This window comes from Streptomyces millisiae, from assembly GCF_031845425.1.
Lineage (GTDB): Bacteria > Actinomycetota > Actinomycetes > Streptomycetales > Streptomycetaceae > Streptomyces > Streptomyces millisiae.
This window is the reverse complement of the sequence record NZ_JAVREM010000080.1, coordinates 1-25,819: the sequence shown is the minus strand read 5'-3', so window position 1 is coordinate 25,819 and position 25,819 is coordinate 1. Positions and strand designations below refer to the sequence as shown.

Genomic DNA, 25,819 nt, shown 5'->3' with positions numbered 1-25,819 from the left:
GGTGGGTGGGGGGAAGACCCGGCGGCGCAGCCGCCACCGCGGCGGCCCGCGCCGCGGTGGCGTACTCCCGGGGGAGTAACACGCCGGGCCGGTCGTCCGGGGGAGCATCCGTGGTCTCGTTCCGGGAGGCGACGAAACGGCGTGGGCGGGGCGGAAGGCTGGATCGCGACCTTCCGTGACGTGAGCAAGGAGTCATCGATGCCGGCCGTGACCATGAGCCCTCCCCAGGCGCCGCCAGGATCCCCGCCGCGGCGCCGTGGCCTGCCGTGGGCGGTGATCGCCCTGTGGATCGTGGTCGTGGCCGTCGCCGTGCCGTTCGTCGGGCGGCTCGCCGACGTCCAGCGGGACGAGAACGTCGACTACCTGCCGGAGAGCGCCGACTCCACCCAGGTGGTCAGGGTCCAGGACGAGCTGCCCGGCGGCGAGGGCACCGAGCTGGTCGTCGTCTACCACCGGGACGGCGGCCTCACCGACGCCGACCGCGCCCTGGCCGCGGAACGGGCCGCCGGGGTCGCCGAGGAGTACCCGCTCATCGTCGAGGGGGCGCCCGAGGTCATACCGTCCGGGGACGGCGCCACCGCCATGGTTCCGTTCGTCATCGGCGGGCTGGCGGGCGACGAGGAGGTGTCGGCCGCCGTCACCGACGTCCGGGAGCGGGTCGCCGTCGACCTGCCGGCCGGGCTGACCGTCGAGGTCGGCGGCGCGGGCGCGCTCCAGCACGACGCGGAGCAGGTCTTCGAGTCCGTCGACACGACCCTGATGCTCGTCACCGTCGCGATCGTCGCGGTGCTGCTGATCGTCACCTACCGCAGCCCCGTCCTCTGGCTGCTGCCGCTGCTGTCCGTCGGCGTGGCCGCCGTGACCTCCCTCGCCTGCGTCTACGCGCTCGTCCAGGTCTTCGACCTCACCGTCACCACCATGAGCCGGTCCGTCATGACCGTCCTGCTCTTCGGCGCCGGCACCGACTACGCCCTGCTGCTGGTGGCCCGCTACCGCGAGGAGCTCCGCCGCCACGAGCTGCCCTCGGCGGCCATGGCCCGCGCGCTGCGCGGCTGCGCGCCCGCCCTGCTGGCGTCGGCGGGCACCGTCGCCGCCGGCCTGGTCTGCCTGCTCGCCGCCGACCTCAACAGCAGCAGCGGCCTGGGCCCGGTCGGGGCCGTCGGCGTGCTGCTGGCGCTGGCCGTGATGCTCACCCTGCTGCCGGCGCTGCTCGTGGTGTGCGGCCGCCGCGTCTTCTGGCCGCTGATCCCCGCCTTCGGCGGCGAGGGCCGCGGGCGCTCCGTCCTCGCGCGCCTCGGGGCCTCGGTCAGCCGCCGCCCGGTGGCCGTCCTCACCGGCGGCGTGGTGCTGATGGGGGCCCTCGCCCTCGGCACGCTCAACCTGCCGGGGACGCTGAGGAACGCCGACTCGTTCGTCGACACCCCCGAGTCGGTCGCCGCCATGGACCGGCTCGCCGACGCCTACCCCGACCGCGCCACCCAGCCCCTCACCGTCCTGGCCCGCACCGACCACGCCGCCGAGGTGGTCGCGGCCGCCGCCGCGACGCCGGGCGTCGCCGCGGCCGAGGCCGGCCGCGCGGGGAACGGCTGGACGGAGATCGACGTGTACGCCACCGACCGACCCGAGTCCGACGCGGAGTTCGCCACCATCGAGGCGCTGCGCGAGCGGCTGGACCGGGTCGCGGGCGCCGAGGCGCTGGTCGGCGGGGCCTCCGCGCAACAGCTCGACCTGGCCGACACCAACGCCCGCGACCGGACGCTCGTCATCCCCCTCGTCCTCGTGCTGGTCTTCCTCGTCCTCGCCGCCCTGCTGCGCGCCCTCGTCGCCCCGGCGATCCTGCTGGCCGCCGTCGCCGCCTCCTGGGGCGCGGCCCTCGGCATCGGCGGTCTCGTCTTCGGGCCGCTCCTCGGCCTGGCCGGCACGGACCCCTCCATGGTGCTGCTCACCTTCGTCTTCTGCGTCGCGCTCGGCGTGGACTACGGCATCTTCCTGATGCACCGGATGCGGGAGGAGAACCTGGGCGGACTCGACACCCGGCAGGCGGCGCTGGCCGCGCTGCGCACCACCGGCGGCGTGATCGCCTCCGCCGGCGTGGTGCTGGCCGCGACGTTCGCCGTGCTGGCCTCGCTGCCCGTGGTGAACCTGGTGCAGATCGGGTTCGTCGTCGCGGTCGGCGTCCTGCTCGACACCTTCCTCGTCCGCCCCTATGTCGTCACCGCCGCGGCCTGGCTGCTCGGCCGCCGCGTGTGGTGGCCGGGGTCGCTCTCCCGCCGCGCTCCTTCGAACAGCCGTACCCGATGATGGGCCGGTGACCGTGCCGCGCCTCCCGCCCCTGCTGCGGACCGCCGAGGCCCCGGGCGACGCCCGGGGCCTCCGGCTGGACGCCGGCCTGGCCCTGCTCGCGTTCCTGGTCAGCCTCGCCGCCGCCGAGGTGATCCGGCCGGACGGCCGGGAACTCGACCCGGCCGGCCTGCTGCTGATGGTCGGCCTCGCGGTGCCGCTGGTCTGGCGCCGCCGCTGGCCGATGGGCGTGCTGATCGCCCACCTCTGCTTCGACGCGCCCTACCACGCCCTGAACTACACCCACCTCGCGCCGTTCCCGGTCACCGCGCTCGCCCTCTTCACGGTCGCGCTGGCCGGGCCCCACCTGCGGACCGTGCTGGTCTCCGGGGCGGTCGTCGTCATCGTCTTCGTCGTGTGGATGCTCTCGGGCAACGAGACGGGCCTGGAGACGCTGCGCACCTCGGGATGGATCCTCGCCGTCCTCGTCCTCGGCGAGGCGTTCCGGCTGAACCGCGAGTACCTCGCCGCGATGCGCGAACGCGCCGAGCGGGCCGAACGCACCCGGGAGGAGGAGGCGGCGCGCCGCGTCGCCGAGGAGCGGCTGCGCATCGCCCGCGACCTGCACGACCTGCTGGCGCACAGCATCACGCTGATCGGCGTCCGCGCCTCCGTCGCCGCCCACCTGCTCGGCACCGACCCCGGCCGGCTCGACCGGCCCGCGCTGGCCGGCGAGTTGGACGGCATCTCCGACACCTGCCGCGAGGCCCGCGCCGAACTCCGCACCACCCTGCGGGTGTTGCGCGGCGACGGCCCGGAGAGCAGCGGCCCGCCGCCCGGCCTCAGCGGTCTCCCCGACCTGGCTGCGGCGGCCGAAGCCGCGGGCGCCACGGTGGAGTTGACCGTCGACGCCGCCGCGGAACCCGTGCCGCCCGTGGTCGGCGCGGCGGCCTACCGCATCGTGCAGGAGGCGCTGACCAACGCCGTCCGGCACGCCGGTCCCGAGGTGTCCGTGCGCGTCACCGTGCGCCGCGCCGGCGGGGAGCTGCGCGTCGACGTGGTGGACGACGGCCCCGCCGTGCCGGCCGGCGGCGAGCCCGGCTTCGGCCTCACCGGCATGCGGGAACGGGCCCGCAGCATCGGCGGCACCCTGCGCGCCGCCGCCCGCCGGGACGCGCCCGGCTTCGCCGTCACCGCCCGCCTGCCCCTGGAGGAGACCGAGTGCCAGCAGAGCCCGTGATCCGCGTGCTGCTCGCCGACGACCAGACCCTGGTGCGGGCGGCCTTCGCGATGCTGATCGACGCCACCCCCGGCATGTCCGTCGTCGGCGAGGCCGGCACCGGCCGGGAGGCCGTCGAACTGGCCCGCACGACCCGGGCCGACCTGGTGGTGATGGACATCCGGATGCCGGACCTGGACGGCATCGAGGCCACCCGCCGCATCGCCGCCGAGGAGGACCTGGCGGGCGTGCGAGTGCTCGTGCTGACGACCTACGACACGGACGAGCACGTGGTGGAGGCGTTGCGCGCCGGGGCGTCCGGCTTCCTGGTCAAGGACACCCGCCCCGCCGACCTGCTGGACGCCGTCCGCACGGTCGCGGCGGGCGAGGCGCTGCTCTCGCCGGGACCCACCGCCCGCCTCATCGCCCGCGCGCTGCGCGTCCCGGACGCGCTGGCCGAGGCGCGGCCGCGCCCGGCCCTGGACCGGCTCTCGGACCGCGAGCGCCAGGTGTTGACGCTGGTCGCCCGCGGCCTGAGCAACGTGGAGATCGCGGACGCCCTCGCGCTCTCCCCGCTCACCGCCAAGACGCACGTCAGCCGGATCATGGGAAAGCTGGCCGCCCGCGACCGGGCCCAACTCGTCATCGTTGCCTACGAGTCGGGCCTGGTCGCACCGGGACGCTGAGCCCGGCCGCTCAGCCGCCCGCGCTACAGGGCCGGGCGTTGAGCGTGAACGCCGACGGGTTGGCGCCCGAGGTGCCGCTCGTGTTGAAGCCGAAGGAGACCGAACCCCCCACCGGCACCGTCCCGTTCCAGCTCGCCGGCCGTGCCACGACGGAGCGGCCGTTCTGGGTGAGGGTGGTGTTCCACGCGTTCGTCACCCGCTCGTCGCCCGCGAAGGACCACGACAGCTCCCACGGCGAGATCGGCGCCGTGCCGGTGTTCCGCACCGTCACCTGCGTCGTCGCCCCGCCCGTCCACCGGTTGGCGACGTAGGTCACCTGGCACGTCGTCGGCTCCGGCTCCGAGACGCCCGCGCCCAGGTCGTCGACGTAGGACGCGATCCAGGCCAGCGGCGCGTTCCAGTTCACCGTGACCTCGTTGGTCGAGTACGACTCGATGTGGTCGACGTAGCACATCGCCGGGGCGCAGCCCTGGAGCAGGTCCTCGGCGATCGGGTCCTGGAGCGCGTTGTTGGGGCCGCCGGCCAGCGAACCGGCCGGCGGGTTGGGCAGGTTGGCGTTGAGCTGGTTGGCCCAGAAGCGGTGGTGCTGGTTGCGCACGTCCCGCTCGCCGTAGCCCGTCACATAGGAGAGGTTGAGCGGGTTGCGGCCCAGCAGGTAGTCGAGGCCGGTGAGCACCGCGTCCCGGTACGCCGTGTCGTCCGTCAGCTCGGCGGCCGTGGCCAGCACCACCATGTTGTTGAGCACCTGGCTGTTGGAGCCCCACACGTAGTTGCCACCGGTCGGCGCGTACGGCAGGCCGTACACCGCGTCCTCGGCGTCCGCCGCGTACCGGTCGGCCGCGTCGGTGACCATGCCCCGCACCTCGGCGAGCTCGCCCGCCGGCAGGTCGTTGTCGACCGTGGCCAGGCTGAGCGCGCCGAGCGCCGCCGTCCAGCCCCAGGAGAAGCCGTCGTCCGTGAAGACCGCGGCGGAGTCGCCGTGCAGCGGCGAGTCGAGCACCGCCTGCCGGTAGGCGTCCTGTCCGGTCGTCACGTACAGCTCGGCGGCCGCCCAGTAGAACTCGTCCCGCACGTCGTTGTCGCTGTACGCGCCGCCGCCGACGCCGTCGTTCGGGTCGGCGTAGACGTCCGGGTGGGCGAGCGCCGCCGCGTAGGCGGTGGTCGCGGCGTCCAGCAGCTCGTCCGCGAAGGCGGCGTCGTAGGGCTCGAAGAGACGCGCGCCCTGCGCCGCGGCGGCGGCCAGGTTCAGGGTGGCGGCCGTCGACGGCGGGTGCAGCTCACGCGGCTGCGGGTCCTGGTCGGGGCGCAGCGGCAGCCCGGTCCACTCGCGGTCGTGCAGCTTGTGGTGCGCCATGCCCGCCAGCTCCTCGCCGGCCGGCACCTGCATGGCCAGCAGGAACTCCAGCTCCCAGCGGGCCTCGTCGAGGACGTCCGGCACGTCGTTGTCCCGCTCGGGGATGGCGAGCGAGCCGTCGCCGAGCGCCCCGGCCGCGTCGCGCTCGTAGGCGGAGAGCAGCTGGGCCACGGAGATGCCGCCGTTCACCACGTACTTGCCGTGGTCGCCGGCGTCGTACCAGCCGCCGGCCGCGTCCAGCGTGTAGTCGCAGACACCGGGCTGGCAGGGCACGTCGTCGTCGCCCTGGTTGGGGGCCACGCCCACGTGTCCGGCCGGGCGCGCGTACTCCTCGCCGACGTACTCCGCCTCGATCTCGATGCCGCTGCGGTTGTGGTAGAAGTACGCGAGCGCGTCGGTGCGGAGGGTGTCGTAGAGGTCGTCGCCGAGGGCGAACGGCTCGCTCGTCTCCTCGCCGATCGTCACCGTGTAGCCCTCGCCGGGGGTGGCGAACGCGTCGAAGGCGAAGGTGTGCGTGTTCTGCCCGGAGGTCGGGTCGACGCCGCGCGGGGTGGTGGTACCGGTGGCGGCGGCCGTGCCGTCGGCGGCGTTCAGGGTCCAGGCCAACGGCTCGGTGGCCTCGGTGACGAAGGTGCCGCGCTTCGGGCCCTCGGTGAGGTAGCCGACCTGGTTGACGCGGACCGGGGAGCCGGTGTCCGGCTCGTAGACGGGCGGCTCGGCGCCGCCGGTGAGGGACACGTCGTCCAGGCAGAAGGTGAACGGCTCGGCGCTGCCGCCCATCTGGAAGACGAGCTGGGCCGCGGCGTGGTCGGCGCCCGCGGTGAACACGTGGGTGACGGGTTCGGCCGTCTCGTCGATCGTGTCCAGTGCCGCCAGCTCGGTGGTCCACGGCTCGGTGTTCATCTGCACGTTGGTGCGGACGGTGAGGGGCGTGGTGGCGGTGGCGGTGAACGTCAGCTCGTAGCTCTCGCCGGCGGTGAGCGGCAGGCCGTCCTGGCCGACGATGACGTCCCAGGGGTTGACGGTGCCGCCGGGCACCTCCGCGCACAGCCGGCCGTCCACGACCGAGGCGGGGGCGTTGGCGGTGGACCACCAGGGGGCGATCACGCCGCTGGCGAAGTCGCCGTTGTCGATCAGCTCGGGCCCGTCAGCGGCGGCGGGCGCGGCGCCGACCGCGGTGAGCCCGGCGACGGCGAGACCGGCGGCCAGCGTGACGCTCAACGATCGTCTGCCGCGGCGGCGGGGCGGGTGGGATGAAGGAAGTAAGGTCACGGCTCGATCCTTCGGACGGGGGATGGCTGCGTCCTGCTCATGGGAGCGCTCCCAAAAAGCGGACCAATACAGCCTGTGCGTGGTGGCGTGACCCCGTCAACCCTTCGTGACCCCCCGAGAACGGTCAGATCCACCCATTACTAAACTCCCGTCCCATGGACGCCCTGATTGCCGTCTTTCTCGCTCTTCACATCATCGGCATCGCCGCGCTGCTCGGTGGCTTTCTGGCGCAGACCAAGGCGCTGCGGGCCGGCGAGGCCCGGATGGCGCCCGGCATGCTGCACGGCGCGATCGCCATGCTGGTCACGGGCCTCGCGCTGGTCGGTCTGAACCAGGCCGACGACCAGGAGGTCAACAACGTCAAGATCGCCGTCAAGCTGGCGATCCTGGTGGTGGTCCTGGGCCTGGTCTATGTCAACCGTGACGAGGAGAAGATCGCGGCGCCGGTCTTCGGCACGGTCGGGCTCCTCACCACGGCCAACATCTTCATCGCCACGGTCTGGTAGCGCGCGGCCTCACTGCGGTTCGGCGGCGCGTGGCCTCACCACGGTTCTGCGGCGCGTGGCCTCACCGCGGTTCGGCGGCGCGCTCCCTCACCACCTCGGATCGCGGACGTCCCCGTAGCCGCCGCCGCGCGGCCGGTCCTCGAAGTGCAGGTGGGGTCCTGTGACGTTGCCGGTGGCGCCGACGCGGCCGAGCCGCTGGCCGGCGCTCACCCGGGCGCCGGTGCGGACCTCGCGTGCGGAGAGGTGGCAGTAGACGTAGTCCCGGCCGTTGTCGGCGCGCAGTCCGAGCCACTTGCCGTAGGCGCCGCCGTTGTCGTTGGACCAGGCGATGGTGCCGGACCGCACGGCCACCACCGGGGTGCCGGTCGGCGCGGCGTAGTCGTCGCCGGTGTGGAAGCCGGCGGCGTAGCGGCTGTTCCGGACGCCGTAGGGGTAGGTCACCGACCGCCCCGGCACCGGCGAGGCGACGCGCCCCGAGCCGCCGCCAGAGCCGGAGCGGCTGTCCGTGAAGCCGAGCCGGGCGAACGTCTGCGGCCCCGGCAGGCCGTCGGCGCCGCTGCCGCTCCACCCCTGCGCCCGCTGGAACGCGGCGCAGGCGGATTTCGTCTGGTCCCCGTAGTACCCGGTGGCCCCGGCCGGAATCCGGTGGCCCCGCTCGATGAGCGCCCGCTGGAACGCGGTGACGCAGGAGTCTCGTTCCCCGAACTTCACGTGCGCGAAGTTGATCGCCGGCATGGTCGCCCCCATGTCAATTGGGCGTGGATCGTGCTCCTTTGGGAAATGATTCTGCCCGCTAATTGTCCGGCTCATGGCAAGAGCGGAGTAAGAGTCTCGCGCGAGTCCGTCTTCCGTCCGGGAGGGGTTCCTGAGCGACCGCCTGCGGGCAGGTGAGTCGGGGGTGGCGATGGTTGGGTGAGCAGGTGATGAGGTCGAGGGTGGTGTAGCCAGTTGCTTGGATATACCAAGCGGCGTGTGTATCACCTCCCCGGTGGAGGGTGGCGGCGACGTGCGCCAGCTTCGCGGCGAGCCGTGCCGGTTCGCGCTCCGGCGGGTTGGCGAAGCCGGGCGCGGCGCGTGTCATCTCTTGATCGAACCAGCGGACGGCGTCGTGGACGTCGTGGAACGTCTCGACGATGTGGTGCGGTGGTCGCAGTAGCCAGTTGGCGATGAGGGTTGGCGTGCAGGGGTTGGTGGCGAACGCGGGCGACTCGGGTCGGCGTGGGCCTTCCTGGTCGTAGGTGCGGCGGTCGCCGGTCCAGCGGTAGGCGTGGATGTGGCGGTGGGGCCGGCCCCCTTCCGGGGGCCGGCCGTCGTGCGGGTTACTGGCGTCCACAGCCGTCGCCGTCTCCGCAACCGCCGGACTGCCCACCTTCGGTGGGCTCGTCGTCGTCTCCCGGATCAACGCGCACGTCGGTTACCTTTCCTTTCATGCCGAAGGCGCGAGGGCTCTCCTCGTGCCGGTGGTGCAGCCGTTCCGGGCGGGGACGGCCAAATCCAAACGCCCGGAACGGACATCTCTCAGTCGTGGTGCGGGGTGCCGGATGCCGGCGTGACGAGCCGGAGCGACTCCGTCGTAAGTCGGATGCGCCGGAGGGCTGGATGGCGGTTGCCCGTCCTCCACCCGCGTCGCGGTGCTGGCCCGCTATGCTCGGGCGTCGCCGTCCGCCGGGGCTCAACGTGGCTCCGTTGACCGCCGGTTCGCCTCGGCCACCAGCGGGCCGAGCGACTCGCTCAGCGCCACCGGCTCCACGTCCTCCGGCGAGGCGGCCCACTCGCACCCACCGCCCAACGGCCGCAACCACACCCGTCCGCACTCATGTGCCATAACTCGGCCGACTATGGCGCGCGATGCGTCGCGCGCCATGGTGCCGACGTCCAGATTCGAAGGGAACCTCTGAGGTTCTTCCCTTTCCTGGTCCATGGGCCCACTTTGGCGGTCTGATGGACTTCAGTGATTGCCGTCGGGAGGGATCCCCGTCATGGGTAGACTTCTGGCCTGGGCTTCGTGCTACTCCTTGACTTCGATCTATGCGGGGATGCGAGATGGCCTTTGAGTCTCCGGCGGCCTTGCCTGTGAGAGTGCTGGAACGGCCAGACGTTCGGGACGCCTTGGCACGTCATGACTTCGGGCGGGTGTTCTTTCTGGCTCGCAAGTGGGGTGGCATCAGCTACATGAAGATCGCTGATGCCTGTGGGATCAAGCCTGAGAGAGTCGGGAAGCTGGCCAGGGGCGAAGGTGCCATCACCACTTACGGAAAGATTGTCACCATCGCTGATGGCCTGCGCATTCCAGGGCGCCTGCTTGGGCTCGCACCCCGCGCATGGGAGAGCAACGAGGCCCACTCCGAAGCGATACTGGGCACCGCCAGCATGTCGGCGCTCGGCGTGGGACGGATGGGCCCCGAATACGCAGAGGGAGAAGCGATGCGACGCAGGGAATTCCTTGCTGCCACGATCTCGGCAGCCGGAAGCGCAGCCGACTTGCCTGTTCCCGACCGGGGGCGGGTCGGTCTAGCAGATGTTCAACGCCTGAAGGAGCGAACGATCAGGCTGCGGCGCCTTGATGATTTTCTTGGCGGAGAGCACACCTATCCGATATACGCTCGTGAGTTGAGTTCGACTTCCGCCCTGCTGAGCCGCGGTAGCTATCTTGAGTCGACCGCGCAGGCGTTGCTCGGGCTGATTGCCGAGCAGGCACAGCAGGCGGGTTGGGCCGCGTTCGACGCGGGACGGCACGCCGAGGCGGAGCAGCTGTATCGAGTAGCGCTCCGCGCGGCCACAGACGCACACGACCAGCCGCTGATCGGTAACTCTCTGGCCTTTCTCGCCTATCAGCAAATCAGCACCGCCCAGTCGGGGGTCGAGACCGCGACGGCATCCTGTGAACGGGCGGGAAGCGACGCGCCCCCAGCCGTGCGTGCGCTTCTCTTCGAACGACTGGCCTGGGCGCATGCCAAGGCTGCAGAGCCGAAAGGAGCCGAGCAGGCTCTGGCAGAGGCGGAGGCGGCGGTTTCATCCGCCGAAGGTGATCAAACCGGGCCCGATTGGGCGACATGGGTGGATCGGCGAGAGGTCAGCATCATGGCTGGCCGGTGCTGGGCGGAGCTGGGCCGACCCCTGCGGGCTGTGCCTGTCCTGGAGCAGGCACTGGCAGGTTTCCCGGACGCCCGAGCAAGAGACAAGTCCCTGTACACGTCTTGGCTCGCCCATGCGTACCTGGATGCTGGCGAAGTCGAGCAAGCGGCTGCTGTGACTGAGCGTTGCTTTCAACTGGCCCTCGGGGTGGGGTCCGTCCGCCCTCATGAAAGGGTTACGACGCTGCTGAACCGGCTGAAGCCCTACGGTTCCATGCCGAAGGTCGCCGAACTCATGGAGTACGCCGCGGTGTGAGTCAACTCGTCGTGCCGCGAATCCAGTCCAGATATCCGGCCGATCCCGTGATGACAGGGACGGCGACGACCTCTGGATTCTGCCATGGGTGGTGAGCCAGGAGGTGTTCTTCCAGCTCCGGGTAACGGTCCGTCGTGGTCTTGAACAGCAGCCGCCACTCCTCGCCGGTGCCGAACTCTCCCAGGTGCCAGAAGACCGAGACCACCGGGCCGACGATCTGAGCGCCGGCGGCCAACCGAGCTTCAACGGCACTTCGGGCCAAAGCCTCCGCTGCCTCGCGGGTTTCCGTGGCAGTGGACACCTGCACGTAGTTAGTCATAGCGCGAGGGTACGTGGCTGGCAGGGTGCCCTTCCGTAGTTGCTTGGCTTTTCCAAGGAATGGGCGACCGGCCATCTCGGGCAGTCACGGCGGCTGCCAATCGTGCTCCGTGCCCGTCGGCGGAGCCGGGCCGTACGACGGCCTGTCGCCGACCGGTCGGCCGTGGTCCGCGTTTCGGGCGTCGGACGTGACCGTCGGGGCCGCCGGGCGGCTGCGACCGTCGGCGGCGTGGCGGTGGACCGTCGTGGCGTAGAGGTCGCCTTCCGGCGCGCCGGCGCGGATCGTGTCGATGACGTGGTGCTGGGCGTGCTGGACGAGGCGGCGGGGTGGCCGGCGCCGTCCCCCTCGACTGGGCGGCCGACACCGCGCGGCGGCGGGGCGTGGACGCCCTGCGGCTGGACTGCGTGCGCTCCAACGACGCGCTGCGTCGCTACTACGAGGCGCGGGGATTCACGCACCGCGGCGACGTGCCGGTGGGTGGTGCGCCGGGGCAGCGACAGGACGGCGGCCCGGTCACCTGGGTCAGTCGCCACGAGTTGGCGTTTCGCGCGGGGTGACGATCCGGGCCAACGCGTTCGCCACGAACTCCGCCTTGGCGTCGGTGTACGCCTCCCGGTCGTCGCCGTGCCGGTCGGACAGGCGTCGTTTCAGGGCCTCGTACCGTCGGGCCAGCGCCGCGTCGTCGCGGAGCGCGTCGCGGAAGGCGAGTTGGTCGTGCCAGCGGGGGTGGCCGGCCGGGAGGAGGTGGAGGTGGGCCTCGCGGCGCAGCCCCGCCGCGTCCGGCTTGACGTGGAAGCGGCGCCAGGGGCGGCGGTCCAGTTCCGGCGGTACGTGGTGCCAGCCGTCGGCCGTCAGGGGGCCCATGGCCGTGTCCAGGTCGGTCACGGACGCCATCAGGTCGACGATCGGCTTGGCGGCGAGCCCGGGGACGGCCGTGGAGCCGACGTGTTCGACGCCGTCGACCAGCCAGGGGGCGAGGAGCTCGGTCAGCCGCTCGCGCTCCGCGCGGCCCCGGACCGCCCACCGCGGGTCGGGCGGACACAGCTCGGCTCGCTCGTACGCCCACGCGGGAGTCGCGTCGTTCATCCCGGCACCCTAGCCGGACGTGGCCGGAACCGGCCGCTGTGGAGCGGGGAACGGCGCGGCTAGAGTCCGCGCATGAAGGCAGCGGTGCACCACAGGTACGGGCCGCCGGAGGTGGTCCGGGTCGTCGAGGTGGACAGGCCCGTGGTCGGGGTGGGGGACGTGTTGGTGCGGGTGCACGCGACGACGGTCAACCGGACGGACTGCGCGTACCGGGCGGCCAGGCCCTTCTTCATGCGCGCGCTCACCGGTCTCGTCCGGCCACGGCGCGCCGTGCTCGGGTGCGAGTACGCGGGGGTGGTGGCGGCGGTCGGCGACGGCGTGACCTCGTTCACGGTCGGCGACCGGGTGTTCGGGTACAACGAGGGCGCGTTCGGGGCGCACGCCGAGTACCTGTCGGTTCCGCAGGGCGGCGCCATCGCGACCATGCCGACGGGCGTCGGCTTCGAGGAGGCCGCTCCCGGCACCGAGGGTGCGCACTACGCGTTGGCGTTCATCCGGGCGTCGGGCGTTCGGGCCGGGGACGACGTCCTCGTGCACGGCGCGACCGGCGCCATCGGCTCGGCGGCGGTGCAACTCCTGAAGCACGGCGGGGTCACCGTGACCGCGGTGTGCGACACGGCGCACCTGGAGCTGGTGAAGGCGCTGGGCGCGGACCGGGTCGTCGACCGCGCGGCCCAGGACTTCACCCGGGACGGGCAGCGCTACGACGCGGTGTTCGACGCGGTCGGCAAGAGCACGTTCGCCCGCTGCCGGCGGTTGCTCAGGCCCGGTGGGGTCTATCTGTCCTCGGAGCCGGGCCCCTGGTGGCAGAACCTGGTCCTGTCGCTCGTCACGCCCCTGTTCCGCGGCAGGAAGGTGAGGTTCCCCCTGCCGCGACACGACCAGGAGATGGTGCGGCGGCTGCGGGAGCTGATCGGGTCGGGCGCCTTCCGGCCGGTCGTCGACCGGCGGTATCCCCTGGAGCGCGTCGTCGAGGCCCACCGCTACGTCGAGACCGGGCGGAAGATCGGCAACGTCGTCATCACCGTCGTGCCGCCGCACTGAGCTCGGCGGGCGGTGCGGCGCCGGGGTCAGATCACCGGCGGGCGGCCAAGACGCGTCATGCGCCAGACCGTGCGCCAGCGGATCGGGCGGCGCGGGCCGCACGGATGGCGCAGGCCCTCGGCGAAGCCGGCGAACCAGGCGCGGAGGCCGGGGAGTGAGCGGTTGCGGGCGACGGTGAGGAGGAGCCAGGTGGTGAGGTAGGCGGGGATCAGCGGCAGCGGCAGGTGGCGGCGGGCCAGCCAGACGCGGTTGCGGGCGGTCATCCGGTAGTAGACGGCGTGCCGCGCCGGCGACGTGCGGGGGTGCTGGAGCAGCAGCGCCGGCTCGTAGACGACCTTCCAGCCGGCGTCCAGCGCGCGCCAGGCGAGGTCGGTCTCCTCGTGGGCGAAGAAGAACTCCTCGGGCCAGCCGCCGGTCTCCTCCAGCATGCGGGCGGAGAGCGCGTGGCCGCCGCCGAGGAAGGTGGTGACCTCGCCGGCCCGCATCGGGTCGCCGGCGCGCAGCCGGGGCACGTGGCGGCGCTGGGTGTGGCCGGTCTCGTCGGCGATGCGGAAGCTCACGATGCCGAGCTGGGGGTCGGTGGCGTACATCTCCTGGATGCGGGTGAAGACGCCGTCGTCGACGAGCAGCCCGTCGTCGTCGAGGTCGATGACGACGTCGACGTCGCCGAAGGCGTGGAGCGCGGCGAGGGCGGCGTTGCGGCCGCCGGTGACGCCGCGGTTCTCGGGGAGTTCGACGGTGGAGACGGGCGCCGGGTAGTCGGGCAGTTCGGTGCCGTTGCCGATGACCACCACGCGGGTGGCGGGCGTGCGCTGGCGGGCCACGGACTCCAGCAGCGCGGCGACCTCGGCGGGCCGGTCGCCCATGGTGAGGATCGCGACACCCAGGCGCGGTGAGGACACGGGGCACTCCACAACTCGGCGACAGCTTTCGGCAATTCCCGAGATGCTAGCCGTTCACCCTCCCGTGGGTTTCACGCAACCCGGGGGAACGGGCTGTCAGGCAGTGTGCGACGCGATCGCCGCGCTGACCACGGCGACGCGCCGGGCGAGGTCGGCGGCGGGCACCTCGACCAGCTCGTAGCCGAGGTCGCGGTAGGTCTCCTCGTGGATCCGCTCGAAGGCCAGCGAGTCCTCGAAGCTGATCCGCCGGGCCGGCGTCGGCTCGCAGAACCCGAGGTCGCGGACGAAGAACACCCGCCGCTCGTAGACCTCTTCGGCGGCGATCCGGTGGAGCTCGGCCCTGAGCGCCCGGGGCACGGGCAGGCCCAGGTGGGTGGCGAGGGCGAGGGTGCAGACCGGCGAGCGGTCGTACACCTGGACCGCGCCGGTCGTGGGCGCGGCCAGCTGCCGCCGGCGCTGGAGCGCGACGATCTCGTCGAGGAAGAACGGGCGTCGCCACGGCTCGTCCTCGCCGCGGGTGTGGGCCCGGGCGATGACCGCGGTCGCCGCCTCCTCGACGACGCTGTGGCCGAGCTCGGCCAGGCCGCGCAGGATCGAGGTCTTGCCGGCGCCGGGGGTGCCGGTGAGAACGTAACGCCGCATGCCGGGGGGAAGCCTTTCGTACGGGAGTGGGGGTCGGGCCGGTGGCGGGCGGAACCTCGAACGGCGGGTGGGCCGGAGACGCCAGCGGTGCCCGGGTGTCGCACGCCCGCGGCGTACGACATCGTGCTCGCCCCAGTACAGCCCCGGGCGCGGGCGGTCGTCAACCGCGGTCGTCAACCGCGGTTGAGGACGCGGGTGACGCCGGCGACCAGCGCGGTGGTCAGCAGCCAGCCGGCGCCGACCAGCGCGTAGGCGAGGCCCTGGAGCGGGGGCGTGGTGAAGTGCCAGGCGTTGCGCAGGCCGAGGCCGGCGATGGGGATCAGCAGGTCGAGGGTGTACACGAGGGGGTTGAACGGAGCCGCCTCGTCCGGTTTGGCGGCGGTCGGCTCGCCGGCGGCGAAGGCGGCCGCGCCGAGCAGCGTGAGCAGCGCCAGCCAGGCGCCGGCCAGCCAGGGGCGGTAGCCGTAGCCGACGGTCGCGTCGAGCAGGTGCCCCCAGGCGCGGGCGGCGGGGCGCAGCGTCGTGCGCCGGTGCCGCTGCTGGGCGAGGCGGACGGCCCTGGCCTCGTGGTCGTGGCCCAGGGACTGGTAGGTGGCGGCCAGCTGCTGGTACGGCTGCGGCCGGTAGCCGTCCGGGTCGTGCCGGGGCAGGGCCAGCCGGCGGGCCGCCGGCAGGTGGGGTTCGAGGGCGCCGTAGACCAGGCCGTCGACGTGGGTGGGCGCCTTCGGCGGGTCGGCGTCCGGGAGGTGGAGGACGTCGACCCGGGCGTGGCGCAGGTCGACGGTGCCGGTCACCCGCTCGGCGCGTAGGTCGAGGACGCGCGCGCGGAGGTTGCGGCAGGTCAGGGCGGCGCGGCCCGGACTGACCAGCCGGGCGCCGGTCAGGATCAGCGCCTCGCCCAACTGGGCTTCGGGCAGGCGGACTTCGCCCTCGGCCCGGAATCCGTCGTCGCCCACGATGCCGCTGCCGACCTCCATCCTGGCGCCGTCGAGCGCCACGCCGCCCGGGTTGGACAGCTGGGCGTCCTGGAGCAGCAGGGCGCCGTCGAGACGCGCGTCGTACAGGGTGGCGCCCGGTGCCGTGATCCGGGTGTGCATCAGGTCCAGGTTGCCGCCCTCCACGGTGATCCGGTTGGCGCCGAGGCCCGGGAGGTGGGAGCCGGCGAACCCGGTCGCCCGCAGTCGGGCCGCGTACAGCTGGGGTCTCAGCTCGAACCAGCACCGTTCGAGGCGCAGCACGCAGCAGGCCTCGGCGAAGACCAGCTTCAGCCGGCCGGTGATCCGGGCGCCCACCAGGTGGACCACCGGGGTCTCGCCGGGCCGGGCCTCGGCGCCGCCGAGCACCAGGGCGCGCACCACCTCGGCGCGCACCGAGCGGTCCTCCCCCCACCGCTCGCCGCCGGCCGGATCGTCCGACGCGGGGTCGCCGGTGCGCAGGTCCACCCGCTCGCCGGTGGCGAAGGCGTCCCACAACAGGCGCTCGGGCGGCGTGAGTTCGGCATAGGACAGCACCCCGGCACGGTACCCGGCCGGAGGAGCGCGGATCAGGACGGGCGGACGCCGGCGTAGAACGGCATGTAGTCGATGGACTCGTAGCGGACCACGGCGCCCGGCTTGGGGGCGTGGATCATCATGCCGTCGCCGACGTAGAGGCCGACGTGGCTGATGTCGTCGTAGAAGAAGACGAGGTCGCCGGGTTGCAGCGCGTCGCGTGAGATCCGGGTGCCGGCGTTCACCTGGTCCCAGGTGACCCGGGGCAGTTCGACGCCCGCGGCGCGCCAGGCGGCCTGGGTGAGGCCCGAGCAGTCGTAGGAGTTGGGTCCCGTGGCGCCCCACACGTACGGCTTGCCGAGCTGGGCCTCGGCGAACGCGATGGCGGCCTCGGCGCCGCTGGCGTCGGGTGCCGGGGCCTCCGACGTCTCCGACGTCTCCTCGGCCGGCGGCTCGGCGGCCTCGGCCTCGGCCTCCGCTTCCGCCGCCGCGGCCTCCTCGGCGGCCAGCCGTTCCCGCTCCTGCCGCTGGCGCTCGGCCTCGGCGGCCCGGCGCTCGGCCTCCTCCCGCTCCAGACGTTCCAACTCGTCGAGTTCGGCCTGCTCCTCCGCGGACAGCTCGTCGAGCATCGCCCGCGCCTCCGCGAGCATGGCCTGCACGGACTCCTGCTGCGCCTGGAGCTCGGCCTGGCGCTCCTCGAGCGCGGCCAGCGCCGCGCCGGCCTCCTCGCCGCGCGCCGCGGCGGCCTGCTGGCGCTCGGTGTAGTCGGCCAGCGCCTGCTGTTGGGAGTCGCCGAGCCGGTCCAGGGTGTGGGTGCGGTCGAAGAAGGCGCGCGGGTCGCTGGACAGCAGCAGCGCGGCGGTGTCGCTCAGCGCGCCGCCCCCGCCGGTGCGGTACTGGGCCGCGGCGAACGAACCCAGCGCCCGGCGGGCCTCGTTGACCCGCTCCGTCTCCTGGGCCGCCTCGGTGAGCAGCTGGTCGACGGTGTCCTGCTGCTCGTCCACCGCCTCCTGGGCCTCGTTGTAGTGCTGGGTGGCGGTGCCGGCCTCCCGGTAGAGGCGGTCGACCTCCTCCCGCACCTCGAGGGCGCGCTCCCGAGCGGCCTCCGCCCGGTCCCGCTGCTCCTCGATGCCGGGCGGTTCCTCGTCGTCGGCCGAGGCGGCCTGGGTGAGCAGCGTCATCGAGGCCAGCGCCGCGGCACCCACGCTCACGGCGCCCCGGCGCGCGGCCGGGGAGTGGAGCAGTGCGGTGCGGCCGCGTGGCTTGCGGTGGGAACCCAAGGCCGGTGTCTCCTTTTCCCTCCCGCCCACCGGTCGGTTCCCCACGTCCGCCGGCCTGTCGGCTGGCCGGCCAATCCCCTCGCGTGTCCGGTGGAACGGCGGCGGCCCGCGGAGCCGGGGTTCGGCCCTCGGGGTAACGAGCCACCTGGGGGTGCACGGTAGCCACCCGCCGGGAGCTTTGGGAAGACCGATGTGCGATATGCCCGAAACCAAACCGTGACCATCCCGGGTCGGGGCGGCGCCCCGGCCGCCTAGACTCGGGGGTGATGAGCGGCCTCTTCGACGACAGCGCACTGGCGGGCCTCGGACCCATGGGGGGACACGAGGAGCCGCCGCCACCCGAGCCCGACGCCCACGCGTACGAGCCCGAGTACGAGCGGGAGGAGATCCCGGACGACCTGTTCGCCGGCACCTTCGCCGAGCCGGGGCGGCCCGAGGAGGACGCGTACTACCGCAACGGCGCGCCCAGGCCGGTCGGCGACCCGGCGGCGCTGATCGAGGGGCTGAACGAGCAGCAGCGCGCCGCCGTCACGCACAGTGGCTCGCCGCTGCTCATCGTGGCCGGCGCCGGCTCGGGCAAGACCCGCGTGCTGACCCACCGCATCGCCTACCTGCTGGCGGCGCGGAACGCGCACCCGGGCCAGATCCTGGCGATCACCTTCACCAACAAGGCCGCCGGCGAGATGAAGGAGCGCGTCGAGGAGCTCGTCGGGCCGCGCGCCAACGCGATGTGGGTGATGACCTTCCACAGCGCCTGCGTCCGCATCCTGCGCCGCGAGAGCAAGCTGCTCGGCTTCACCTCCAGCTTCTCCATCTACGACGCGGCCGACTCCAAGCGCCTCATGGCGCTGGTCTGCCGGGACCTCGACCTCGACCCCAAGCGGTTCCCGCCCAAGTCGTTCAGCGCCAAGATCTCCAACCTCAAGAACGAGCTGATCGACCACGAGGACTTCGCCGCCCAGGCGTCCGACCAGTTCGAGAAGACCCTGGCCGAGGCGTACACCCTCTACCAGTCGCGGCTGCGCGAGGCCAACGCGCTGGACTTCGACGACATCATCATGACCACCGTCCACCTGCTGGACGCCTTCCCGGACGTGGCCGAGCACTACCGGCGGCGCTTCCGGCACATCCTGGTCGACGAGTACCAGGACACCAACATCGCCCAGTACACGCTGATCAGGCTGCTGGTCGGCACCGAGGACCCGGGCGAGCTGTGCGTGGTGGGCGACGCGGACCAGTCGATCTACGCCTTCCGCGGCGCCACCATCCGCAACATCCTCCAGTTCGAGGAGGACTTCCCGAACGCCACCACGCTGCTGCTGGAGCGCAACTACCGCTCCACGCAGACGATCCTCTCCGCCGCCAACGCCGTCATCGCGCGCAACGAGGACCGCCGCCCCAAGAGCCTGTGGACGGACGAGGGCGCCGGCGCCCGCATCACCGGCTACGTCGCCGACACCGAGCACGACGAGGCCCAGTTCGTCGCCGACGAGATCGACCGGCTCTCCGACCAGGGCCAGGCCAAGCCGGGCGACGTGGCCGTCTTCTACCGCACCAACGCCCAGTCCCGGGTCTTCGAGGAGGTGTTCATCCGGGTCGGCCTGCCCTACAAGGTGGTCGGCGGCGTCCGCTTCTACGAGCGCCGCGAGGTCCGCGACGTGCTCGCCTACCTGCGGGTGCTGGCCAACCCCGAGGACACCGTGCCGCTGCGCCGCATCCTCAACGTGCCCAAGCGCGGCATCGGCGACCGCGCCGAGGCGATGATCGAGGCGCTGGCGCTGCGCGAGCGGATCTCGTTCGCCCAGGCGCTGCGCCGGGTCGACGAGGCGTACGGCATGGCGGCCAGGTCGGCCAACGCGGTCAAGCGGTTCAACGTGCTGCTCGAGGAGTTGCGCACCGTCGTCGAGTCGGGTGCCGGGCCGGCCACCGTGCTGGAGGCGGTGCTGGAACAGACGGGCTATCTCGCCGAGTTGCAGGCGTCCACCGATCCGCAGGACGAGACGCGGATCGAAAACCTTCAGGAACTCGCCGCCGTGGCGCTGGAATTCGAGCAGGCCCGCGACGAGGACAATCCCGGCACGCTGGCCGAGTTTCTGGAGCGGGTGGCGCTGGTCGCCGATTCCGACGAGATCCCGGACGAGGCGGAGGACGGCGGAGTCATCACGTTGATGACGCTGCACACCGCCAAGGGCCTGGAATTTCCCGTGGTGTTCCTCAGCGGCATGGAGGACGGCGTTTTTCCCCATATGCGCTCGCTGGGAAAGACCAAGGAGTTGGAGGAGGAGCGCCGGCTCGCCTACGTCGGCATCACCCGGGCCCGCAAGCGGCTCTACGTGACCCGCTCCACGATGCGCAGCGCCTGGGGCCAGCCGCAGCACAACCCGCCGTCCAGGTTCCTCGACGAGATCCCCGAGGAACATCTCGACTGGCGGCGCTCCGGGGCGGCCGTGTCGGCCCCGACACCCTCCGTGGCCAGCGCGTCCGGGGTCGGAGGGGCCGGGAGCGCGCCGCGCGCCCGCGGCTTCGCCACCGGCCGCATCAAGGACCGGCCGGTCGTGGCGCTGGCGCCGGGCGACCGCGTGACGCACGACACCTTCGGCATGGGCCGGGTCGTCTCGGTGCAGGGCAGCGGCGACCGGGCCGAGGCCACCATCGACTTCGGCGGCGAGAAGCCCAAGCGGCTGCTGCTCCGATACGCCCCGGTGGAAAAGCTCTGAACTCGCCTCTGTAGTGTTCCCGATATGTCACAGACCGGGGAAAGGGCTTGTGGTGCGTGCCGGGTGAGCGATTAGCTGCCTGCGGCAACTCGTACTCCAGTTCCTTCTGTCCCCGGAGTACGTATCACATCGGATTCCCAGGGGGAACACCATGAGTCAGCCCTGGCAGCCGCCCCAGCCGGGAGACGGCGCCGGCCAGCAGCCGCCACAGCAGCCGGGCGGCGCGCCGCAGTACGGCCCTCCCCAGCCGTACGGCCAGCCGCAGCAACCTCCGCAGCAGCCGGGCTATGGTTACCCGTCGCAGCCGCCGGCCCAGCCTCAGCCGGGCTACGGCTACCCGCAGCAGCCGCCGCAGCCGAACCCGTACGGCGCCCCACAGCCCTACGGCGCACCGGGCGGCTACCCGCCGGTGCCGCAGCCGGGCGGTGGCCCGAAGCAGAACGTGTTGCTGGCCGTCGTGCTCTCCGTGGCCGGCGCGCTGGTCGCGGCGCTGCTCTACGGCCTGATCTTCTACGCCCTGTTCGACGAGGACAACGGTGAGTTCACCCAGCCCTTCTACGTCCTGGTCGTGGTGGGCGTGTTGGCCGCGCTCGGCCCGGCCTTCTTCGCCAAGGGCAACTGGGGGCTCTACATCGTCGCCGCGGTGTTGGCCGTAGCGGCAGGCATCGGTGGCGAGCTCTTCGGTACCGCGATGGCGCTCAGTGAGTACGCCTTCAACGGCGACCCGGGCACGTTCGAGATCCTCACCAGCTACCCGGACGACCTCTGGGACGTCTGGGACGAGGGCAACGAGGCGGTCAACTACGTGCTGCTGGCCCTGCCGGCGGTCGGCGCCATCGCCTTCAGTGCCGGTCTCATGCGCCGCCGCTGACGGCGCACGCTCCGACAGCCCGAAGGGCCCGCGACTCCTGGGGAGTGGCGGGCCCTTCGGCTTGTCGTGTGCCGATCAGGCCGGATCGGGGGCCGGATCAGGTCGGTTCGAGGCCCTGGTTGCGCAGCCAGGTCAGCGGGTCGATGGGGGAGCCGCCACCGGGGCGCACTTCGAAGTGCAGGTGCGGGCCCGTGGAGTTGCCCGAGTTGCCGGAGTAGGCGATCACCGTGCCGGCCTGGACGGAACCCGACTGGTAGGCGGTGCTGTCCAGGTGCGCGTACCAGGTCTCGGTGCCGTCGGCGGCGGTGAGGATCAGCAGGTTGCCGTAGCTGGGGTGCCACTGGGTGCGGACCGTGCCGTCGGTGGCGGCCAGCACCGGGGTGCCGTAGCTGACGGGGAAGTCGATGCCGGTGTGGTTGGACATCCAGTTGACGCCCGCCTGGCCGTAGTAGGCGCTCAGGCCGCGCTGTTCGACGGGGAGGAAGAACTTCGGCCGCATCGCCTCGATCCGGGCCGCCTCGGCGGCCGCCGCCTCGGCCTCGGCCTCCTGCTGGGCCTCCAGGTCGATGCGGCCCTGGGTGCGGCTCGCGCGCTCCGCGTAGTCGCCGGCCGCGGCCTGGACGCTGGTCAGCTGGGTGTCGAACTCGGCGTTGGCGGCGGCGCGTTGGGCCTCGTCCGCCGGGTCGGGCGCGGCGACGGGCGCGGGTTCGTTCGCGGTGTCCGTGCCGGACTCGGAGACGGTGGCGGCCGTCGCGACCGCGGTGACGCCGAGGACGGCGAGGGAGGGGGCCGCGACGCTCAGGAAGGCGGAGCGGGCCCGGGGCCGGCTGACGCGACGCCGGCCACGGCCCTGCGAGCGGCTGGCGCCGGCCGGCGCCGGGGCGTCTGGCGCGTCGACCGAGTCGGCCGGCGCGGCGGAGTCGGGAAGTGCGTCGGCGGCCGTCGCGAGTTCGGGTTCGGGCTCCACCTCGAACCCGGTGCTCGGGGTGATGTCGTAGGCGGCGTCCGGCTGCTCGGCCTGGGGCGCGGCCTCGAACTCCGGGGTGGCGTCGTAGTTCCCCGCGGCGTCGTACGCGGCGGCGCCGCGATCCGCCTCGGCCTGCTCGCCGTAGCCGGCGGCCGGCTGCTGGTGGAACTCCGGGCCGTAGGCGGCGCCGTAGGTGCCGTCGTACTCCTGGTATCCCTGCTGGTCCTGATGGCCCTGCTGACCCTGGAGGTCCTGGTAGGCGGCGACGCCCTGTGCGGGGGTCTCGTGAAGATCCCCGGCGCCGTAGCCGCCGGCGTCCCACTGGCCCGCCTGCTGCTGCAGGTACCAGTCCTCCACGCCCTGCTGCGGCGGGATGGTGGCCGTGGCGACCTGCTGGGGCTCGGCGGCCCACTGGCCCTCGGCCCCCCACTCGCCGTAGCCGCCGTGCTGCTGTCCCTGCGCGGGGTCGCCCCACTGCTGGGTGGGGGCGGCCTGCTGGGGCGTCGTGCCGTAGGGATCGAGAACGTCGTATGCGGCGTAGGAGCCGTAGCCGGAGTGATCCGAGTGTTGGTCGGTCACGCCGGACAGCAGACGATCGCTCACCGATTATGCCTTTCGGCTCGACGACAGGAGCAGGGGTGGGGTCCCAGCGGCTGCAGTTCGGCGTGACTGTACCGGCCGGTGAGCGGCGGCCACAATCTTTCCCGGTCCGTTCGCGGGTTTCGGTGAGTCAGGAAACGGGCAATAGCCCGCCTTTCGGCGGACCGCGCATTGATGCCGCACGATTTGTTCGATATCTGTTCGAATTTATCGGGGGTGGGAATCACCCAGGGTGCGTGCGCCTCCCGCGCCGGCCCTCCATGGGGGATCCTGGACGTTAACGACCGTTAGCTCCGGCGCCGTGGCCGGGCGACTTGGGAGGCTCAGCATGGGTGTATCGGGTCCGATTCGCGTCGTCGTCGCCAAACCGGGACTCGACGGCCACGACCGCGGCGCCAAGGTGATCGCCAGGGCGCTGCGCGACGCGGGCATGGAGGTCATCTACACCGGGCTGCACCAGACGCCGGAACAGATCGTGGACACCGCGATCCAGGAGGACGCCGACGCCATCGGCCTCTCCATCCTCTCCGGCGCGCACAACACGCTCTTCGCCCGGGTGCTGGAGCTGCTGCGCGAGCAGGACGCGGCCGACATCACCGTCTTCGGCGGCGGCATCATCCCCGAGGAGGACATCGAACCGCTGCGGGCCCTGGGCGTGGCCGCGATCTTCACACCCGGCGCGCCGACCGGCGAGGTGGTGGCCTGGGTCCGCGAGCACGTCGGGCTCGCCCACCGCCCCTGACGCTCCCGCTCCCGGCGGCTCCAGCGGAGCGCCTGGTTTCGCGGAGGCCCCGGACGGGAAAGTCTGTTCCCGTCCGATCTCGCCCCGGCGCGCGCCGCCGGAACCCCGCGTGAGCGGGTCGGCGCGGGGCGAACTGTGACAGGTCTCACCACTCTGGTGTGACCCGCGATTTATGAGCCCTCAGGGCCCCCGGATACGCTCGACGTCGGACTTGCCGCGTGCGTCAGCAAAGGCCACCGAGCCTCGCGCCGCGGCCACGCGGCACGCCCACGTCGACAACGACCGCGAGACCACTGACTGAGGGACGGACGCGCGTGGACCTGTTCGAATATCAGGCGAGGGACATCTTCGCCAAGCATGACGTGCCGGTGCTGGACGGTGAGGTCATCGACACGCCGGAGGCGGCGCGTGCGGCGGCCGAGCGCCTTGGCGGTCGCGTGGTCGTCAAGGCGCAGGTGAAGACCGGTGGCCGCGGCAAGGCCGGTGGCGTCAAGCTGGCCGCCGACCCCGAGGACGCGGTGGCCAAGGCCGGCGCCATCCTGGGCATGGACATCAAGGGGCACACCGTCCACCGCGTGATGCTGGCGCAGACCGCCGACATCGTGGACGAGTACTACGTCTCCTTCCTCCTCGACCGCACCAACCGCACCTTCCTCGCCATGGCCTCCGTCGAGGGCGGCATGGAGATCGAGGAGGTCGCCGCCACCAAGCCGGAGGCGCTGGCCAAGATCCCGGTCGACGCCATCGAGGGCGTCACCGCCGAGAAGGCCCGCGAGATCGTCGCGGCGGCGAACTTCCCGGCCGAGGTCGCCGACCAGGTCGCCGACGTGCTGGTGCGTCTCTGGGACGTCTTCATCAAGGAGGACGCCCTGCTCGTCGAGGTCAACCCGCTGGTCAAGACCGGCGACGGCCGGATCATCGCGCTCGACGGCAAGGTGTCCCTGGACGCCAACGCCGAGTTCCGCCAGCCGGAGCACGCGGCGCTCGAGGACAAGGCCGCCGCCAACCCGCTGGAGGCCGCCGCCAAGGAGCGCGGCCTCAACTACGTCAAGCTCGAGGGCGGCAACGTCGGCATCATCGGCAACGGCGCCGGCCTCGTCATGTCCACCCTCGACGTGGTGGCCTACGCGGGCGAGAAGCACGGCGGCGTGAAGCCGGCGAACTTCCTGGACATCGGCGGCGGCGCCTCCGCCGAGGTGATGGCCAACGGCCTGGAGATCATCCTGGGCGACCCCGAGGTCAAGTCCGTCTTCGTCAACGTCTTCGGCGGCATCACCGCGTGCGACGCGGTCGCCAACGGCATCGTGCAGGCGCTCGCGCTGCTCAAGTCCAAGGGCGAGGACGTCAACAAGCCGCTGGTCGTCCGCCTCGACGGCAACAACGCCGAACTGGGCCGGAAGATCCTCACCGACGCCGACCACCCGCTGGTCGAGCAGGTGAACACGATGGACGGCGCGGCCGACCGGGCCGCCGAACTGGCCGCCAAGTAGTCCGGACGAGGATCGACAGGACAGACGAGGACAAGAAGAGAAAATGGCTATCTTCCTCACCAAGGAAAGCAAGGTCGTCGTCCAGGGGATGACCGGCTCCGAGGGCCAGAAGCACACCCGGCGCATGCTGGCCGCCGGCACCAACATCGTCGGCGGCGTGAACCCGCGCAAGGCCGGCCAGAAGGTCGACTTCGACGGCACCGAGGTACCGGTCTTCGGCGGCGTCAAGGAGGCCATCGAGGCCACCGGCGCCGACGTCACCGTGATCTTCGTGCCGGAGAAGTTCACCAAGGACGCGGTCATCGAGGCGATCGACGCCGAGATCCCGCTGGCCGTGGTGATCACCGAGGGCATCGCGGTGCACGACACCGCGGCGTTCTGGGCGTACGCCGGTGCCAAGGGCAACAAGACCCGCATCATCGGCCCCAACTGCCCGGGCCTGATCACCCCCGGCCAGTCCAACGCGGGCATCATCCCGGCCGACATCACCAAGCCGGGCCGCATCGGGCTCGTCTCGAAGTCCGGCACGCTGACCTACCAGATGATGTACGAGCTGCGTGACCTGGGCTTCTCGACGTGCGTCGGCATCGGCGGCGACCCGATCATCGGCACCACGCACATCGACGCGCTGGCGGCGTTCGAGGCCGACCCCGAGACCGACCTGATCGTGATGATCGGCGAGATCGGCGGCGACGCGGAGGAGCGGGCCGCGGACTTCATCCGCGAGAACGTCTCGAAGCCGGTCGTCGGCTACGTGGCGGGCTTCACCGCGCCCGAGGGCAAGACGATGGGCCACGCCGGCGCGATCGTCTCCGGCTCGTCCGGTACGGCGCAGGCGAAGAAGGAGGCGCTGGAGGCGGCCGGCGTGAAGGTCGGCAAGACGCCCTCCGAGACCGCGCGCCTCGCGCGCGAGGTCCTGGCCGCGGCCTGAGGTTCGCCGACTCCTTTACCCCCCGCCCACC

At 72.3% G+C, this 25,819-nt stretch carries 21 protein-coding genes; 12 read left to right on the top strand and 9 right to left on the bottom strand.

What is annotated here, in order from left to right:
• Positions 1–198 precede the first annotated feature (198 nt).
• Genes RNC47_RS32160 through RNC47_RS32150 form a run of 3 tightly spaced genes read left to right on the top strand, consistent with a single transcriptional unit; the run spans position 199 to position 4,185 of the window.
• Positions 199–2,301, top strand: a complete 2,103-nt coding sequence (locus tag RNC47_RS32160; protein WP_311603923.1) for an MMPL family transporter — start codon at positions 199–201, stop codon at positions 2,299–2,301.
• Positions 2,302–2,308: 7 nt separating this feature from the next.
• Entirely contained in the window at positions 2,309–3,520 is a 1,212-nt protein-coding gene (locus RNC47_RS32155; RefSeq protein WP_311603921.1) for a sensor histidine kinase, read from the top strand.
• 50 nt (positions 3,521–3,570) lie between these two features.
• Entirely contained in the window at positions 3,571–4,185 is a 615-nt protein-coding gene (locus RNC47_RS32150) for a response regulator transcription factor (protein ID WP_311603925.1), read from the top strand.
• 10 nt (positions 4,186–4,195) lie between these two features.
• On the opposite strand, the gene RNC47_RS32145 is transcribed toward RNC47_RS32150, so the two are convergent.
• Positions 4,196–6,760, bottom strand: coding sequence for a glycoside hydrolase family 9 protein (locus tag RNC47_RS32145; RefSeq protein ID WP_311603919.1), 2,565 nt, complete (start codon positions 6,758–6,760; stop codon positions 4,196–4,198).
• 206 nt (positions 6,761–6,966) lie between these two features.
• Between RNC47_RS32145 and RNC47_RS32140 the strand changes: the two genes are divergently transcribed.
• A complete protein-coding gene (locus RNC47_RS32140; protein ID WP_311603918.1) occupies positions 6,967–7,317 on the top strand; it encodes a hypothetical protein in 351 nt (116 codons plus the stop codon).
• Positions 7,318–7,404: 87 nt separating this feature from the next.
• Here RNC47_RS32140 and RNC47_RS32135 read toward each other — a convergent pair whose 3' ends face one another.
• A complete protein-coding gene (locus RNC47_RS32135) occupies positions 7,405–8,052 on the bottom strand; it encodes a peptidoglycan DD-metalloendopeptidase family protein (RefSeq protein ID WP_311603916.1) in 648 nt (215 codons plus the stop codon).
• 1,437 nt (positions 8,053–9,489) lie between these two features.
• On the opposite strand from RNC47_RS32135, the gene RNC47_RS32130 reads away from it, so the two are divergent.
• Entirely contained in the window at positions 9,490–10,707 is a 1,218-nt protein-coding gene (locus tag RNC47_RS32130; protein WP_311603915.1) for an XRE family transcriptional regulator, read from the top strand.
• A 1-nt stretch (position 10,708) separates the two neighbouring features.
• Here the strand turns inward: RNC47_RS32130 and cutA are convergent, their stop codons facing one another.
• Positions 10,709–11,026 carry a divalent-cation tolerance protein CutA gene (gene cutA, locus RNC47_RS32125; RefSeq protein ID WP_311603914.1) on the bottom strand — a complete coding sequence of 106 codons (318 nt, stop codon included), beginning with the start codon at positions 11,024–11,026 and terminating at the stop codon, positions 10,709–10,711.
• A 326-nt stretch (positions 11,027–11,352) separates the two neighbouring features.
• Between cutA and RNC47_RS32120 the strand changes: the two genes are divergently transcribed.
• Complete coding sequence (locus tag RNC47_RS32120) at positions 11,353–11,583, top strand: hypothetical protein (protein ID WP_311603912.1); 231 nt, start codon at positions 11,353–11,355, stop codon at positions 11,581–11,583.
• Here the strand turns inward: RNC47_RS32120 and RNC47_RS32115 are convergent.
• Entirely contained in the window at positions 11,549–12,112 is a 564-nt protein-coding gene (locus RNC47_RS32115; RefSeq protein ID WP_311603911.1) for a GrpB family protein, read from the bottom strand. The two genes, RNC47_RS32120 and RNC47_RS32115, sit on opposite strands and share 35 nt — an antisense overlap.
• A 72-nt stretch (positions 12,113–12,184) precedes the next feature.
• Between RNC47_RS32115 and RNC47_RS32110 the strand changes: the two genes are divergently transcribed.
• Positions 12,185–13,156 carry an NAD(P)-dependent alcohol dehydrogenase gene (locus RNC47_RS32110; RefSeq protein ID WP_311603909.1) on the top strand — a complete coding sequence of 324 codons (972 nt, stop codon included), beginning with the start codon at positions 12,185–12,187 and terminating at the stop codon, positions 13,154–13,156.
• 26 nt (positions 13,157–13,182) lie between these two features.
• On the opposite strand, the gene RNC47_RS32105 is transcribed toward RNC47_RS32110, so the two are convergent.
• The 4 genes from RNC47_RS32105 to RNC47_RS32090 form a co-directional block, all read right to left on the bottom strand.
• Positions 13,183–14,058 (bottom strand): glycosyltransferase family 2 protein, encoded by an 876-nt coding sequence (locus tag RNC47_RS32105; RefSeq protein ID WP_311603907.1) that lies wholly within the window; start codon positions 14,056–14,058, stop codon positions 13,183–13,185.
• A gap of 96 nt (positions 14,059–14,154) precedes the next feature.
• Positions 14,155–14,700, bottom strand: coding sequence for an AAA family ATPase (locus tag RNC47_RS32100; RefSeq protein WP_311603905.1), 546 nt, complete (start codon positions 14,698–14,700; stop codon positions 14,155–14,157).
• A 173-nt stretch (positions 14,701–14,873) separates the two neighbouring features.
• Positions 14,874–16,211 carry an oxidoreductase gene (locus tag RNC47_RS32095; RefSeq protein ID WP_311603904.1) on the bottom strand — a complete coding sequence of 446 codons (1,338 nt, stop codon included), beginning with the start codon at positions 16,209–16,211 and terminating at the stop codon, positions 14,874–14,876.
• A 32-nt stretch (positions 16,212–16,243) separates the two neighbouring features.
• Complete coding sequence (locus tag RNC47_RS32090; protein ID WP_311603903.1) at positions 16,244–17,470, bottom strand: C40 family peptidase; 1,227 nt, start codon at positions 17,468–17,470, stop codon at positions 16,244–16,246.
• Between the two features lie 266 nt (positions 17,471–17,736).
• Here RNC47_RS32090 and pcrA point away from each other — a divergent pair, with 266 nt between their 5' ends.
• Positions 17,737–20,187, top strand: coding sequence for a DNA helicase PcrA (pcrA, locus tag RNC47_RS32085; protein WP_311603901.1), 2,451 nt, complete (start codon positions 17,737–17,739; stop codon positions 20,185–20,187).
• Between the two features lie 151 nt (positions 20,188–20,338).
• Positions 20,339–21,058: a hypothetical protein gene (locus RNC47_RS32080; RefSeq protein WP_311603900.1), complete on the top strand. Its 720-nt coding sequence runs from the start codon at positions 20,339–20,341 to the stop codon at positions 21,056–21,058.
• A 97-nt stretch (positions 21,059–21,155) separates the two neighbouring features.
• Here the strand turns inward: RNC47_RS32080 and RNC47_RS32075 are convergent, their stop codons facing one another.
• The gene (locus RNC47_RS32075; RefSeq protein ID WP_311603898.1) at positions 21,156–22,628 is read right to left on the bottom strand and encodes a M23 family metallopeptidase; all 1,473 of its coding nucleotides are present in this window, start codon (positions 22,626–22,628) and stop codon (positions 21,156–21,158) included.
• A 325-nt stretch (positions 22,629–22,953) separates the two neighbouring features.
• Here RNC47_RS32075 and RNC47_RS32070 point away from each other — a divergent pair, with 325 nt between their 5' ends.
• From RNC47_RS32070 to sucD, 3 genes are all read left to right on the top strand, one after another.
• Positions 22,954–23,367 carry a cobalamin B12-binding domain-containing protein gene (locus RNC47_RS32070; protein ID WP_311603896.1) on the top strand — a complete coding sequence of 138 codons (414 nt, stop codon included), beginning with the start codon at positions 22,954–22,956 and terminating at the stop codon, positions 23,365–23,367.
• 314 nt (positions 23,368–23,681) lie between these two features.
• On the top strand, positions 23,682–24,857 hold the full coding sequence (gene sucC / locus RNC47_RS32065) for an ADP-forming succinate--CoA ligase subunit beta (RefSeq protein WP_311603894.1): 1,176 nt from the start codon (positions 23,682–23,684) through the stop codon (positions 24,855–24,857).
• A 43-nt stretch (positions 24,858–24,900) separates the two neighbouring features.
• A complete protein-coding gene (gene sucD / locus RNC47_RS32060; protein ID WP_311603892.1) occupies positions 24,901–25,788 on the top strand; it encodes a succinate--CoA ligase subunit alpha in 888 nt (295 codons plus the stop codon).
• The last annotated feature ends 31 nt before the right edge of the window (positions 25,789–25,819 follow it).

Bases quoted from the DNA above. Each gene is read 5' to 3' on its own strand.
- RNC47_RS32160 (WP_311603923.1), top strand. From the start codon at position 199: ATGCCGGCCGTGACCATGAGCCCTCCCCAGGCGCCGCCAGGATCCCCG.
- RNC47_RS32150 (WP_311603925.1), top strand. From the start codon at position 3,571: ATGCTGATCGACGCCACCCCCGGCATGTCCGTCGTCGGCGAGGCCGGC.
- RNC47_RS32140 (WP_311603918.1), top strand. From the start codon at position 6,967: ATGGACGCCCTGATTGCCGTCTTTCTCGCTCTTCACATCATCGGCATC.
- RNC47_RS32135 (WP_311603916.1), bottom strand. From the start codon at position 8,052: ATGCCGGCGATCAACTTCGCGCACGTGAAGTTCGGGGAACGAGACTCC.
- RNC47_RS32130 (WP_311603915.1), top strand. From the start codon at position 9,490: ATGAAGATCGCTGATGCCTGTGGGATCAAGCCTGAGAGAGTCGGGAAG.
- cutA (WP_311603914.1), bottom strand. From the start codon at position 11,026: ATGACTAACTACGTGCAGGTGTCCACTGCCACGGAAACCCGCGAGGCA.
- RNC47_RS32115 (WP_311603911.1), bottom strand. From the start codon at position 12,112: ATGAACGACGCGACTCCCGCGTGGGCGTACGAGCGAGCCGAGCTGTGT.
- RNC47_RS32110 (WP_311603909.1), top strand. From the start codon at position 12,185: ATGAAGGCAGCGGTGCACCACAGGTACGGGCCGCCGGAGGTGGTCCGG.
- RNC47_RS32100 (WP_311603905.1), bottom strand. From the start codon at position 14,700: ATGCGGCGTTACGTTCTCACCGGCACCCCCGGCGCCGGCAAGACCTCG.
- pcrA (WP_311603901.1), top strand. From the start codon at position 17,737: ATGAGCGGCCTCTTCGACGACAGCGCACTGGCGGGCCTCGGACCCATG.
- RNC47_RS32080 (WP_311603900.1), top strand. From the start codon at position 20,339: ATGAGTCAGCCCTGGCAGCCGCCCCAGCCGGGAGACGGCGCCGGCCAG.
- RNC47_RS32070 (WP_311603896.1), top strand. From the start codon at position 22,954: ATGGGTGTATCGGGTCCGATTCGCGTCGTCGTCGCCAAACCGGGACTC.
- sucD (WP_311603892.1), top strand. From the start codon at position 24,901: ATGGCTATCTTCCTCACCAAGGAAAGCAAGGTCGTCGTCCAGGGGATG.